Annotated in this window: 11 protein-coding genes; 5 read left to right on the top strand and 6 right to left on the bottom strand. The window is 61.8% G+C overall.

All coding sequences use genetic code 11. The annotated features are described in order from the left end of the window. Window positions 1-114: 114 nt before the first annotated feature. Together putA and FHX14_RS17965 are read right to left on the bottom strand one after the other, a co-directional pair. On the bottom strand, window positions 115-3,822 hold the full coding sequence (putA, locus tag FHX14_RS17970; RefSeq protein ID WP_184377955.1) for a trifunctional transcriptional regulator/proline dehydrogenase/L-glutamate gamma-semialdehyde dehydrogenase: 3,708 nt from the start codon (window positions 3,820-3,822) through the stop codon (window positions 115-117). 28 nt (window positions 3,823-3,850) lie between these two features. Beyond that, window positions 3,851-4,057, bottom strand: coding sequence for a hypothetical protein (locus FHX14_RS17965; protein WP_012556127.1), 207 nt, complete (start codon window positions 4,055-4,057; stop codon window positions 3,851-3,853). A gap of 173 nt (window positions 4,058-4,230) precedes the next feature. Between FHX14_RS17965 and FHX14_RS17960 the strand changes: the two genes are divergently transcribed. After that, entirely contained in the window at window positions 4,231-4,725 is a 495-nt protein-coding gene (locus FHX14_RS17960; RefSeq protein ID WP_012556126.1) for an Lrp/AsnC ligand binding domain-containing protein, read from the top strand. 79 nt (window positions 4,726-4,804) lie between these two features. On the opposite strand, the gene FHX14_RS17955 is transcribed toward FHX14_RS17960, so the two are convergent. Further along, complete coding sequence (locus tag FHX14_RS17955) at window positions 4,805-5,497, bottom strand: hypothetical protein (protein WP_184377954.1); 693 nt, start codon at window positions 5,495-5,497, stop codon at window positions 4,805-4,807. Window positions 5,498-5,640: 143 nt separating this feature from the next. Between FHX14_RS17955 and FHX14_RS17950 the strand changes: the two genes are divergently transcribed. After that, window positions 5,641-7,293: an acyltransferase gene (locus tag FHX14_RS17950; protein WP_184377953.1), complete on the top strand. Its 1,653-nt coding sequence runs from the start codon at window positions 5,641-5,643 to the stop codon at window positions 7,291-7,293. Here the strand turns inward: FHX14_RS17950 and FHX14_RS17945 are convergent, their stop codons facing one another. After that, on the bottom strand, window positions 7,294-8,181 hold the full coding sequence (locus FHX14_RS17945) for a LysR substrate-binding domain-containing protein (protein WP_184377952.1): 888 nt from the start codon (window positions 8,179-8,181) through the stop codon (window positions 7,294-7,296). Between the two features lie 110 nt (window positions 8,182-8,291). On the opposite strand from FHX14_RS17945, the gene FHX14_RS17940 reads away from it, so the two are divergent. From FHX14_RS17940 to FHX14_RS17930, 3 genes are read left to right on the top strand one after another with little or no spacing between them, the layout of a single operon-like run. After that, window positions 8,292-9,545, top strand: a complete 1,254-nt coding sequence (locus FHX14_RS17940; protein ID WP_003591107.1) for an aromatic ring-hydroxylating dioxygenase subunit alpha — start codon at window positions 8,292-8,294, stop codon at window positions 9,543-9,545. Then, the gene (locus tag FHX14_RS17935) at window positions 9,535-10,626 is read left to right on the top strand and encodes a hybrid-cluster NAD(P)-dependent oxidoreductase (protein WP_184377951.1); all 1,092 of its coding nucleotides are present in this window, start codon (window positions 9,535-9,537) and stop codon (window positions 10,624-10,626) included. Before FHX14_RS17940 ends, FHX14_RS17935 begins: the two co-directional genes overlap by 11 nt. Before the next feature lie 39 nt (window positions 10,627-10,665). After that, window positions 10,666-11,946 (top strand): Xaa-Pro peptidase family protein, encoded by a 1,281-nt coding sequence (locus tag FHX14_RS17930; protein ID WP_184377950.1) that lies wholly within the window; start codon window positions 10,666-10,668, stop codon window positions 11,944-11,946. A 25-nt stretch (window positions 11,947-11,971) separates the two neighbouring features. Here the strand turns inward: FHX14_RS17930 and FHX14_RS17925 are convergent, their stop codons facing one another. Beyond that, on the bottom strand, window positions 11,972-12,985 hold the full coding sequence (locus FHX14_RS17925; protein WP_184377949.1) for a GlxA family transcriptional regulator: 1,014 nt from the start codon (window positions 12,983-12,985) through the stop codon (window positions 11,972-11,974). A gap of 40 nt (window positions 12,986-13,025) precedes the next feature. Beyond that, the gene (locus FHX14_RS17920) at window positions 13,026-14,024 is read right to left on the bottom strand and encodes a 4-hydroxyproline epimerase (RefSeq protein WP_184377948.1); all 999 of its coding nucleotides are present in this window, start codon (window positions 14,022-14,024) and stop codon (window positions 13,026-13,028) included. Window positions 14,025-14,036: the final 12 nt, after the last annotated feature.

Here is a 14,036-nt window from a genome sequence, read left to right as displayed (position 1 = left end):
CACCAGCTTGTCACGATAGCCAGAACTCTTAAAAAAATGGTCAATGGTGTCGAGTTTTTCGAAGTATGCGAAACGGCGATCGAGGGCGCATATGCGCGCCCTCGTCTCGTTTTCTCAACCGATCGCCATAAGGCTGGCATTGCCGCCGGCTGCCGCGGTGTTGATCGATGTCGACACCTCCTCCAGCAGCCAGTTCAGGCAATAGGCCTCGGGATCGTTCGTCAATTCCTCGCTTGTCGCGGCCTGGACCAGCAGAAGCGGACCGGGCAGTGCAGCAATCTTCCGGTTGACGATCAGAACCCTGTCGCGATCCCCTTCGACCAGTGCACCCGAGAACGGCCCGTCCTTTTCCCAATCCGACGTCCAGGAAACCCGGCTGGCGACAGCCGCCGGCAGATCCGCCAGGGCCGATTTCGGCAGGGAACCGGCGTCGACGACGACGTGATTGCCTGTCGACAGCACTGCAGCGATCTGGCGATAAAGCCCGCTTTCGGTCTGCGGCACGGCAAGAATGCGGCCGCGGGGATGGAGCGCGTAGAGATTGAGTTCTCCGACCGGGCCCACCAGTTCCCGCTCGAGTCCGAGCGCCGAACGGCTCGCATATCCGCGCGCCGCCTCCCCTTCGGCCGGCAAGCCCTTCCTGTCGAGCCAGACGATATAATCGCGAAGGGCGAGGTCCGTATGGACGGAATCCTGCTGTGGCGGCACCGGTGCACGCTGCACCAGCCGCCCGATATAGAGCGGACCGCCGGCCTTCGGACCGGTGCCCGACAGGCCGCGGCCGCCGAAAGGTTGCACGCCGACGACGGCGCCGATGATGTTGCGGTTGACGTAGAGGTTGCCGGCCTTGATGCGGCTGGTCACATGCGCGATCGTTTCGTCAAGCCGGGTGTGAAGCCCGAATGTCAGGCCATAACCCGATGCGTTGATGTCGTCGATCAGGCGATCGAGGCCGTTTCGCTTGAAGCGGACGACATGCAGGACCGGCCCGAAGATCTCCCGCGTCAGGTCCGACAAGGCCTTGATCTCGATGATCGTCGGCGGAATGAAGGTCCCGGCCGCGGCACTTTCGGGCAGCGGCAGCTGATCGACCTTGCGGCCGGCGCCGCGCATCTGCTCGATATGCTGGTCGATCTCGGCCTTTGCGCCATCGTTGATGACAGGCCCGACATCGATGCTCAGCCGGTCGGTACGGCCGATCGTCAGCTCGCGGAAGGCGCCTTTCAGCATGTTGAGGGTCCGGTCGGCCACATCATCCTGCAGGCAGAGGACGCGGAGCGCCGAGCAGCGCTGGCCAGCGCTGTCGAAAGCCGAGGCGATGACGTCGGCCACCACCTGCTCGGCGAGCGCCGAGGAATCGACGATCATGCCGTTCTGGCCGCCGGTTTCGGCAATCAGCGGGATCGGCTTGCCTGATGAAGACAGCCGTTCGGCCAGCTGCGCCTGGATCATACGGGCGACTTCGGTCGAGCCGGTGAACATGACACCGGCTGTTTCCTTTGCACCCACCATGCCGGCGCCGAGGCGGCCGCTGCCGGGTACGAACTGCAAGGCGCCGACAGGCACGCCCGCCTCATGGAGGATCTTGACGCTTTCCGAAGCGATGATCGGCGTGACGCCGGCAGGCTTCGCCAGCACGGGATTGCCGGCCACCAGCGCCGCGGCCACCTGCCCGGTGAAAATTGCCAGCGGGAAATTCCACGGGCTGATGCAGACGATGGGGCCGAGAGGCGCATGAGACGGTCCGAGGGTCTTGCGCGCCTGTTCGGCGTAATAGCGCAGGAAGTCGATCGCCTCGCGCACTTCGCCGACGGCATTGGCCGCGGATTTGCCGGCTTCGCGCATGATGATGCCCATCAGCGTCTTGATGCGGGCCTGCATGATGTCGGCCGCCCGCTCCAGGCAAGCCGCCCGATCGGCCGGCGGCACCGCCGCCCATTGCGGCGCATAGTCGGCCGCCATCGCCACGATACGGGCGGCCTCTTCGACCTTCAGTTCGGTGACCGTGCCGACCACGTCGCGGTGATCGGCAGGATTGAGGACATCACGCGTCACCCCGTCCGTCGAGCCGTCGGCGAGGATCGGAAGCGCATGCCACGGGCTTGCAGCCGAGGAGGCGAGTGTCTGCGCCAGATCAGAAAGGGTCGTCTCGTTCGAGAGATCGAGACCGTCGGAATTGGCTCGGGCACTGCCGTAAAGCGCCTTCGGCAAGGCGATCTGCGCGTGGGCGGCGCCGATGACCGGCATGGCGGCAACGGTTTCGGCGGGATCGGCGATCAGCGCCTCGACCGAGACGTTCGGATCGGAGATGCGGTGCACGAAGGAGGAGTTGGCGCCATTTTCCAGGAGACGCCGCACCAAATAGGCGAGCAGCGTCTCATGCGTTCCCACAGGCGCGTAGATGCGGCAGGGCCGGTCGAGCTTTTCCTTGCCGACGACTTCGTCGTAGAGAGGTTCGCCCATGCCGTGCAGGCACTGGAACTCGTATTTGCCGACAGCGAAATCGGGACCGGCGAGATGATAGATCGTCGCCAGCGTCTGCGCATTATGGCTGGCAAACTGCGGGAAGACGGCATCGGGCGCGTTCAGCAGCTTGCGCGCGCAGGCGATGTAGGCGACGTCGGTGTAGATCTTGCGGGTATAGACCGGATAATCGTCGAGACCGTCGAGCTGGGTGCGCTTGATTTCGGCATCCCAATAGGCGCCCTTGACCAGACGCACCATGACTCGGCGGCCGGAGCGGCGGGCGAGATCGATGACATAGTCGAGCACGAAGGGGCAGCGCTTGCCATAGGCCTGCACCACGAAACCCAGCCCGTTCCAGTCGGCGAGATCAGGGGCAAAGCAAAGCTCTTCGAGCAGATCGAGCGAAAGCTCCAGCCGGTCGGCTTCCTCGGCGTCGATGTTGAGGCCGATATCGTAACCCTTGGCGAGGACGGCGAGCGCCTTGACCTTCGGCAACAGCTCTCCCATCACCCGGCCGGCCTGCGCCCTCACATAGCGGGGATGCAGGGCGGAAAGCTTGATCGAAATACCAGGGCCGTCATAGATGCCGCGTCCGTTGGAGGCCTTGCCGATGGCGTGGATCGCCTTTTCATAGTCCTTGAAATAACGTTCGGCGTCGGCAGCCGTCGTCGCGGCCTCGCCCAGCATGTCGTAGGAATAACGGAAGCCGCGCGCTTCGAGCGGCCGGGCGCGCTTCAACGCCTCCTCGATCGTTTCGCCGGTGACGAACTGCTCGCCCATCATGCGCATCGCCATATCGACGCCGCGGCGGATGACCGGCTCGCCGGCGCGCGCGATCAGCCGCGTCAGCGCCGCCGATAGGCTGCGGTCGTTGACCGTCGAGGTCAGCTTGCCGGTGACGACGAGGCCCCAGGTGGCGGCGTTGACGAACATCGATTTGCCGCCGCCGATATGCGAGGTCCAGTTGCCCTCGGCGATCTTGTCGCGGATCAGCGCATCGCGGGTGTCGGTATCGGGAATGCGCAGCAGTGCTTCGGCAAGGCACATCAGCGCCACGCCTTCCTGGCTGGAGAGCGAATATTCCTGCACCAGCCCCTCGACGCCAGTGCCCTTATGCTTGGCGCGCAGCGCCTCGATCAGCGTGCGGGCGGTGCTGCGAATGTCGTAGCGTTTCGCCTCGGAGACGCGCGCCGCGGCAACGAGCGGCGGCAGGCATTCGGTTTCCGGGCGGCGATAGGCCGCGGTGATGGCCTGGCGAAGCTCGGATTGCGGCCGGATCGGCGGGGCAAAGCCGGAGAACGGCGCCCCGTTGGCGGGATCATTGGAGGATACGGTGTCGATCGCTGCGTTCAACATGGGAGTCCCTATCAAATCTTTGTCAGGTCTAACGGATAAATGGGACACCGGGCTCGTCGTCCCAGGTGGCGTCATCCGTAAAAGCTGGGCCGGAATATTCCGTCTCGCGAAGCGGGCGCGCATCCGGCTTGTCACGCTTGAGGGTGAATGCCGCAGCCACGGCCCTTATCGCCACCGGCCTGTAGTGAGCGAGCAGGTCCGGCTTCTGATCGTCATCCGGTTCACTCCTGTGCATGCATGATCCCCTTTTTGAGCGCGGCGCCAATGCCGATCCGACAATATGCCGGGCAGCTGCGCCCTTCCTCCGATTGCCGCTGTGTAAGGTATCACACTCGCCAATCGTGATCTCACTTGATTTTTTCAGTTTATAGGCTGTATGAACTTATTTACTCATTCGCGAAAGTTCACATGGCTAGCGAAACTGAAATCTTTAGTGAATTAGACCAATTCGACAGGAAGATCCTCGCCGCGCTCGCCGAGGACGGCAGACTGTCGATCACCGATCTCGCAGCAAAAGTCGGACTGTCGAAGACGCCGTGCCAGATCCGCTTCAAACGGCTGATCAGCGACGGCTATATCGAAGGCTTCAAGGCCGTCCTCAACCCCGCGAAAATGCAGCTCGACCACATCGCCTTCGTCGAGGTGAAACTCTCCGACACCCGCGAGGATGCGCTGAAAAGCTTCAACGACGCCATCAAGAAAATCCGGGAAGTCGAGGAGTGCCATATGATCGCCGGTCGGTTCGACTATCTCCTGAAGATCCGCACCCGCGACATCGGCCGCTACCGCCGCGTCCTCGGCGAACGCATCTCGACACTGCCCCACGTTGCCAGCACCTCGACCAATGTCGCGATGGAGACGGTCAAGGAAGCCTGGGACAAGTTCGGGTCTAGTCTTTCGTGATCATGATCCGCAGCAGATTATAACTGCCGGCGATGACAACACAGATTACGAGCAACGAATTACAAATGACCGTGGCAGTTCATCCAGCATAGGCGAAATAAACCTTACCCCGACCCGGATCGACGATCGTGACGCTGCCGCCCTCTCCGTAGGAATAAAACGATCCACTTGACTGGATCGACCGGTCGGCTTCGGAAGCGCGGCGCTCTTCGATCGGGATCGTGAAGCCGTACTTTTCCAGATATTCAAATATTGTAGGAGGGTGGCGCTGAGGACGATCTATCGTCATCATCTGCGGATCATGGTCGTAGTGATGCCATTGGCTTATCGCGGCTTCGTCGCCCCTGTCGTCGACCGGTGTTTCATGCCACGCTCCTTTTGCTCCCGAAAGCATATTCCCCAGCTGGCTGCCCTGTTTCCGTGCCCAGTCTGCGCTGCCATTGGTCAGTCGATAGACAACGAAACCGGTCTCGTTGTCTCCGGGCATGAAACCGACACCCCAAGATTCTTCCAAGCGGTATTCGATCTCAGCCACTTCAAGTGGTTCGGGAACACGTGCGAGAACGTAGTTTCGCTCGCCAACTTTGTTGGCAACGTAGGGCAATGCGATAGCCCCGAGACCACAAGCTATGATGACGCTTCTTAGAACGAATTGGTTGGGCTGCGTCCGCCGCCAGATACGGCGCAGCCCAAGAAAGAAAATTGCTATGGCGGCTATGAACAGCAAGGCGCAAATGGCGAGCACGACTAGTGTAAAGACGATGAAGCTCATACGCACTCGCAGGTCGTCGAGGACATGATTCGGATTCTTAAGATACGTGCGGACATTGAAATTGAGTATGCCTAACAACGTTCTACAATGGAGGCAATGTCCGCTTGTAGGGCATCGCTGCCGAAACTGAGATGAGGATCGAGATGGATCACACCAGCAGCCCGCAAACATTGGCGAGCGAACAGAGGGAAGCGCGCAGACTGCAATATCTTCCCTGGGAACGTATTGCGTCGGACCTCGATCATCCCGCTCACCTCGCCCGCAAGGTGGAGCTTAGGCGGACCTGCGGTGCGGAGCTGGCCGAGACATCCTATATCGCCGAAAATGCCGCGATTTTCACCGAGAACCTGACGATGGGCGAGCGCTCCTGGATTGCGGGGCACGCGCTCGTTCGGGGCGATGTGATCCTTGGTGACGACTGCACGATCAATCCCTATGCCTGCGTGTCGGGCAAGGTGACGTGCGGCAATGGGGTGCGGATCGCTTCACATGCCTCGATCGTCGGCTTCAATCATGGTTTTGACGATCCCACTCGTCCCATCCACCGCCAGGGCGTCGTCAGCCTCGGCATCGTCATAGGCGACGATGTCTGGATCGGCGCCAATTGCGTGATCCTTGATGGCGTCACGATTGGAGATGGCGCGGTGATCGCCGCCGGAGCGGTGGTCACGCAGGACATTCCCGCCCTGTCGATTGCCGGTGGCGTACCGGCAAAAGTGCTGCGGAGCCGAGGCGCGCCGGCCAGGAAATCCGACACTGCGGAAACCGAGGACCGATTGCTCAAGCTTGGCCAGAAGGCGAAAGAGCAATGGCCTGACATTCTTGCACGGTGGAAAACGTCGGAAGCCTATGAATCACTGGAGGCGGAGGGCGTCAGGCGGCCGGCAGTCCGGCATCTGTGCGATGCGATCGAGATCGCGGCCGGATTCGGGCATCTGCCATCTGGGCTCGATCCGTCGCAGACCGTTGAGAGTCTCCAAGGCCTTCAGGATAGGGAGACCGGGCTTTTCCCGGAAGAGCATTCGCGCGTAGATGGCCGGGCGATGAGGGAGGATCCGAAGGCGCTCTACAATGTTCTTTCGGTCGGCTATGCGCTCGAACTGCTCGGCTCCGGGCCACGGCACCCGATCCAGGCGGTGCAGCTAAGTGCTGAAGAGCTGGAGGAATGGCTGAGCGGCCTGCCCTGGTCGAACCGAGCGTGGCACGCCGGCAGCGCGGTCGATGCCATCGGAACTGCGATGTACTTCAATGCGCGGTATTTCGGCATCAGAGGCCCACGCCAGGCGCTTTTCGAGTGGCTGAGCCGTAATGCCAACACCGTCTCGGGCCTATGGGGCGAACCGACGGCGCTGGAAGGATGGCTGCAGCCGGTGAACGGTTTTTATCGCCTGACCCGCGGCACCTACGCGCAGTTCGGCGTTCCGCTTCCCCATCCGCACGCCTCACTCGAAACGGTTCACCTCAACTGCCGCAATCACAAGGGTTTCGTCGGCGCGCAATACAATGCGTGCAACCTACTCGATACGATCCATCCGCTGCTGCTGATTGCCCGGCAAACCAATTACCGGCGGGCCGATGGCGAGGCGATCGCCCGCAATCTGATATCGAGGGCGCTCGATCGATGGCGGGATGGCGAGGGTTTTGCCTTCGCCGATGGCGGTGAACCGAGCTTGCAGGGAACGGAAATGTGGCTTTCGGTCATTCACCTGGCGGCCGATTTCCTGGATCTGTCGGATCGGTTCGCGTTCGTCCCGAAAGGCGTGCACCGAACGGCCACGCCTGGGCTCGGCTTGTGATCAACCGTGCAGCGATGCCGTCAGCCAGGCGGCGGCGAGGTCGCGGGCATTGCTTCGCTTGGCTTTGACGGGCACGATCACGTTGTAACGATCTTCCGCGGCGAGCTCACTTTCCTCGGCCGGCACCAGGGTTCCGTCCTCGAGAAAAGTGCCGATCAGCAGGCGCCAACCCAAGGCAATCCCCTGCCCGGCGCGCGCGGCGGCGATTGTCTCGGTATAATGGCTGAACCGAAGCGACGGCTTGACCGCGATATTGGCGCCTGTGAACGAAACCCATTGCGACCAGCTATACCAGGAACGGTCGACAACATCCGTTTCGATGAATTCGTCAGCCGAGCCGAGCGGCCCATCTCCCCGACGCCGGAGATAGTCCGGAGAGCAGACGGGGGAAATGACATCGCCGCGCGAGGCGATGACCGTTCCGTCGCTGAAGGGAGGCAGGCCGTAGCGGATCGCCACGTCGACCTCACCGCCGTCGAGCGCAATCGGGCTGTCCTGGGATATCACCCGCACCAGAATGCCTGGGTTGGCTCGGCGGAACTCAGCCAGCCGCGGCAGCAGCCAGAAGGACGAGAATGCGACGGTTGCGCCGATCGTTACCACGTCCTGACTGCGTGACTGGAGCGCTTCCACACTCTCGGCGATATCGGCAAAACTCTTCGCCAGTGTTGCGCCAAGGCTGATGCACGCCGCCGTCGGTTCGATCGCTCGATGCTTGCGCACGAAGAGGGACTGGCCGAACTCCTCCTCCAGCAACGCAATCTGCCTGCTGACCGCTGCCTGGGTGACGCCGAGTTCGGTCGCAGCCAGGGTGAAGCTTTTCCTACGCAGCACCGCCTCCAGGGTCACCAGTGCGGTCAGCGATGGAAGCCGTCTTCGAAATTGCATCTTGGAGGCCTTTTCACATGAGAAAAGATTATGCGAACGTGATTTTTTATGCCGTTGAAAGCCCCGCACTGCAAGATCAATCTAGGGAAACTCTCACATAAGAGGTTCTCATGCTAAACAGGCTCCCATCTACCATTTCGGCGCTGCTCGACTCCCGTTCTGAAGGCCATTCGCTGCCGGCCGGCCTCTATGTCAGAGAAGACGTGTTCGAAGCAGATATCGACGTCTTCTTCCACAAGCACTGGATCTGTGTCGGCCTCGACTGTGACGTTCCCGAAGCCGGCGACGCCACCGTCGTCGATATCGGCAAGACGAGCCTGATCCTTCTGCGCGACGACGACGGTGAAATCCGCGTCCTGCACAATGTCTGCCGCCATCGCGGCTCCCGCCTTCTCAATCCGGGCAAGACGATCGTTTCGAAGCTCGTCTGTCCCTATCACACCTGGACCTATGAGCTGACGGGCGAGCTCAGCTACGCCCCCCATATGGGCAAGGAATTCGACAAGGATTGTCACAGTCTCAAGCCCGTTACCTTCAAATCGATCGGCGGCCTGATTTACGTCTGCCTGTCCGACAATCCGCCCGAGGATATTGCCGGCCTCGAACAGGCGATGGTCGAGCGCCTTGCTCCCTACGATATCCGCAATGCCAAGATCGCCCACCAGACCGACGTCATCGAGGACGGCAACTGGAAGCTGACGATGGAGAACAATCGCGAGTGCTATCACTGCTCCGCCAACCACCCGGAACTCTGCGTCTCCTTCGTCGATCTCGACTTCGGCTTCGATCCGGAAACGCTGAGCCCCGAGGATCGTGAGCAGGCCGAGGAGCACTTCCGGATGTACGAGGAGCGCACGCAGGCATGGGAGGCCGACGGCTTCCCCTCGGCTGCCGTCGAGCAGCTCGCCGACTGCGCTACGAACTTCCGCACGCAGCGGCTGATCATATCAGGTGCCGGCGAATCCCAGACCCACGACGCCACCGCCGCATCCTCCAAGCTCCTCGGGCAGATGACCCGCAAGGATCTCGGCGACACGCATCTCTGGGGTCATAATAGCTGGAACCACTTCATGGGCGACCATGCCGTGGTCGCAACCGTCATCCCGCTCTCGGCCGGCAAGACCCTGGTCAGGACCAAGTGGCTGGTGCACAAGGACGCCGTCGAAGGGGTCGATTACGATCTCGACAAGCTGACGGATGTCTGGGTCGCCACGACCGATCAGGACGCCGATCTCGTTGCCCGTTCCCATGCCGGCGCTCTCGATCCCGCTTATCAACCGGGCCCCTATTCCCGCTTTTCCGAGACGAACCTCGACAAGTTCGCCAGCTGGTACATCGACCGGATGCGCGCTCATGGATACTAGGACCCCGCAAGTGCTGCTCGCAAAGGCCGCCCGTCACGACGTCTGGAACCCCGAGGAAGACGATGCGCTCGTCTGTCTCGACGTCCAGCAGGAGACCCATGACGTCAAGACCTTCACTTTCGCATCCCCTGACGGGAAGCGGTTCGCCTTCAAGGCCGGACAGTATTTTCTGTTCGACCTGGAGCACAACGGAGAGCCGGAAAGCCGGTGCTACAGCATCTCCTCTTCGCCGCATCGCACGAACGCCTTCTCCGTCACGGTGAAGCGCGTTCCGGGCGGCAAGATCTCCAACTGGCTTCACGACACGCTCGTTCCGGGAGCATCCGTCAAGGCGAACGGCCCGCTCGGCCATTTCGTCCGGCCTGAGGCATCGAAGCCGAAACTTCTGCTGCTCTCCGGCGGCTCCGGCATCACCCCTGTTATGTCGATTCTGCGTGAACTCGCCGACAGCTGCGATCCCGCCGACGTCGTCTTCATGCATGCCGCGCGCACGCCGCAGGATCTGATCTTCCGTGACGAGCTCGCCTGCATCGCCCGCAGGCTAAAGGGCCTTCGCCTGCACTTCCTGCCGGAGACCGTTGCCGGCGAGGCGTCCTGGCCCGGCCTCACCGGCCGTATTTCGGCGGACTATGTCAGGCTTGCAGTTCCGGATATTGCCGATCGGACCGTGATGTGTTGCGGCCCCGCCCCATTCATGGCGGCAGCACGCAGCATTTCCGCCGAGCTCGGCGTCCCCGCCTCGCATTATCTCGAGGAAAGCTTCGACGCCGCGGTCATTGACGAACCCGAGATCCCCGCGATCCAGGAAGCGAAGGCCAAGGTCTTTCAGGTCACTTTCTCGAAGCAGGCCCGCAGCATCGAGGTAACCGGCGACCAGAGCGTGCTCTCCTGTGCGAAGAAGACGGGCGTCAGGATTCCATCTTCCTGCGCCAACGGCGTTTGCGGCACCTGCAAGTCGAAGCTGACCTCAGGCACGGTTGACATGAACCACAATGGCGGCATCCGCCAGAGGGAAATCGACGCCGGCTTTTTCCTGCCCTGCTGCTCGAAGCCGCTCAGCGATCTCGTCATCGAACGCTGAGCGACACCGCATTACTTATCGACAATAGGGATCACCCGGATGTTGCGAGACGAAAACGAATCCGTCGAGCTGGCCGGCTCGACCGTCTTCAAGGACGAGCGGAAGCAGGCTTACCTCAATCCCGATGGAGCGGACCGGCCTCTCATCAGTCCTGTGCCGGCCACGACACTCGACCGCGCGCGCCGCTACCGGCTGGAGCGGCTGCGCATCAAGATGCGCGAATGGGATTGCGGCGCCCTGCTGCTCTACGATCCCGTCAACATCCGCTACGCCTTCGACTCGTCGAATATGAGCATCTGGACGATGCACAATCCGTCGCGCTACGCGCTGATCCTGGCCGACGGCCCGGCGATTATTTTCGAATTCGAAGGCGCCGAACACGTCAATTACGGACTGCCCGGCATCGACGAGATCCGGCCGTCGAAATCCTGGATCTTCTTCACCGCAGGCAACCTCGTGGAACCCCGCCTGAAGGCCTGGGCGGACGAGATCACCGACATCGTCAAGGGGAATGGCGCCAACAGGCGCATCGCCGTCGACAGGCTCGAACCATCAGGCGCGTTCGAACTCACGGAACGCGGATTTACCCTTCTCGACGGCCAGGAGCTGGCCGAACGGGCGCGGTCGATCAAAAGCGCTGAAGAAATCGAGCTGATGCGCTGGACGATCCGCGTCTGCGAAGCGGGAATGGCGCGGATGTACGAAGTATCCGAGCCGGGCCGCACCGAGCGGGAAATCTGGGCCGAGCTCCACTTCGAAAATGCGCGCAGCGGCGGCGAATGGCTGGAAACCAAACTGCTGACCGCAGGCCCCCGAACCAATCCCTGGTATCAGGAATGTTCGGACTACGTCATCAAGCGCGGCGAGATGATCTCCTTCGACACCGATATGATCGGCCCCTACGGCTATTGCGCCGACCTCTCGCGCTCGTGGACATCAGGCCATGTGGCGATGAACGCCAAGCAGAAGAAGCTTTACGCGGCAGCCAGGGACCAGATCGAACACAATCTCTCGGTCATCCGGCCGGGCATGACGTTCCTGGAGTTCAACGAACTGTCCTGGCAAATCCCGGAGAAATACCAGCCTTATCGCTATACGCTCGCTCTGCACGGCACCGGCATGGCCGACGAATGGCCGGGGGTGCTGCTGCACCCGGATTTCGATCCCGATTTCAGCGGCATCATCGAGGAGAACATGGTGCTCAACGTCGAGAGCCTGATCGCCGAAGCCGGCTCCGAGAGCATCAAACTGGAAACCCAGGCCCTGATCACATCAAAGGGCGCGGAGCGGCTGGATAGCTTTCCGTGGGAGGATATCTGAAACCTCTTCGCGCCAGGCGTCTCGGTCAGTGTGCTCTTAAAGCTGCCGCGCGATGCTGCGACGGGGTCTGCCCGAAGGTCCGCTTGAACGTTCGCGTGAACTGCGAGGCGTTTTCGAAACCGACATCGAGCGCGATCTCGATAAGCGGCGCCTTCGACTGGACCAGGATCGATTTTGCCCGCTCCATGCGGACCCGATTATAGGCCTTGGCGGGAGACATTCCCGTCTTGTCGATGAAAATTCTCTCCAGCTGCCGCCGTGACAGCCCAACCATGCCGGCAAGCTTCTGGATCGATATGCTGCCGTCGACGAACTGTTCCATCGTAATCATCGCCGCCTTGACGCGGGCGTCGTCATAGTCGTCATACAGCGGACGGCGGGGCTGGATGTCCGCCGGCGCCCGGGCCTTCTCGATCTGAAGCACCTCAAGCGCATTTCGCTCGGCATCCCGGCTGATATATTTCCTGACCAGCAGCGCCGCCATGTCGGCCGAACTGCTGCCGCCGGCGCAGGATCCGCGCTGGCGGTCGAGATTGAAAAGCCGGTCGGACCGAACGCCGAGGTCCGGAAACCGCTCGCGAAATTCCTTGTAATGCAGCCAGCTCACGCAGGACTCGTGCCGCTTCATCAGGTCCGCCGCCGCAAGAATGAACGACCCGGTGCAGACGCCGATCAGCGGCACCTTCTTGGCATCCGCCTGCCTGAGAAAATTGATGGTCTGCTGGTCGACAGGGTTTTCCACCGTCAGAAGCCCGCCGACGACGACGATATAGTCGAATTTCAGCGGATCGACGAAATCGGAGGTCGGAGCAACCTGGACCCCGCAGCTCGAGGTGATCAGATGCCGCGTGCTGCCGATGACCTGCCAGTCGGCAAGCACCCTTCCGGATCGATCCTGCTCGTCACTGGCAAGCCGCAGCGTGTCGACGAAGAGTGCGAAGGCCGACAGCGTAAATGACCGCGACAGCACGAACCCCACCTTGAGCCGGGAACTGGATTTCGCGGCGCTGTCTCCCTGTCGTTGCTGCTCCGGTCGCATTGTCATCTCCTTGCCGCCTCGCAAAACTCAGAAAACGCGCTCATCGAATTTGAAAACCGTGCGCCAGCGGATCGCGGTCGTCAACGAAAATGGTGTTGTGGCCGATGACCCGCGCCCAGCCGCCGATGCTGGGAAGAATCCCGCGATAGGGTCCGATCCTTGCCTCGGCTTCGACCCGGCCCTCGAAAATGGTTCCGATCAGGCTTTCATGGCGATATCTCGACCCGACGGCGAGCCGCCCCTTCCCGTGGAGCTGGGCCATGCGCGCCGAGGTGCCGGTGCCGCCCGGGGACCGGTCGATCGCCTTGTCGCCATAAAAGACCGCGCAGCGTCCGTCCGAGACGTCGTTCACCGGGCGGTCGCACCAGATCGCATGATGTACGCCGCGGATCCTGGCATCGTCGGGATGCACGGGATCGCAGACATCGGCAAGTGCTGATCTGAGCTTCTGGCTGCAGCCGACGATGTCGGAGGCGCTCATGCCGTCGAGCCCGCTCCAGTTCTCTTGCGGTTCGGCGACCGCATAATAATTGCCGCCATAGGAGATATCGACGCGCAGACGGCCCATACCAGGCACATCGACCTCGACATCCGCCTCATGCAGATAGCTCGCCACATTGTGGAGACGAACGGAATCGACATATCCGCCCTTCTCCTCATAGGTGACATCAACTCTGCCGGCCGGCGTTTCGATGGCGACCCGACCCGGCTCGCGCGGCTTGACCAGTCCCTCTTCGATCGCTGCGGTCACGGTGCCGATCGTGCCGGCGCCGCACATCGGCAGGCAGCCGCTGACCTCGATGAAAAGGACGGCGAAATCGCAGTCCTCCCGATACGGGGGATAGATGATCGAACCCGACATGATGTCATGCCCCCTCGGCTCGAACATCAGCGCCTTGCGGACCCAGTCGTGGTCGCGCACGAAGATCTCGCGGCGCTCGCCCATCGGCAGGTGCGGAAGCAGCGGGCTGCCGCCGGCAACGAGGCGGACGGGATTGCCGCAGGTATGTGCATCGATGCAGAAGAAACTGTTTCTCATCCTCGGATCCTC

It is taken from the genome of Rhizobium sp. BK619 (assembly GCF_014195245.1).
GTDB lineage: Bacteria > Pseudomonadota > Alphaproteobacteria > Rhizobiales > Rhizobiaceae > Rhizobium > Rhizobium acidisoli.
The sequence above is the reverse complement of the archived record's forward strand: the minus strand, read 5'-3'. Positions and strand labels throughout refer to the sequence as shown.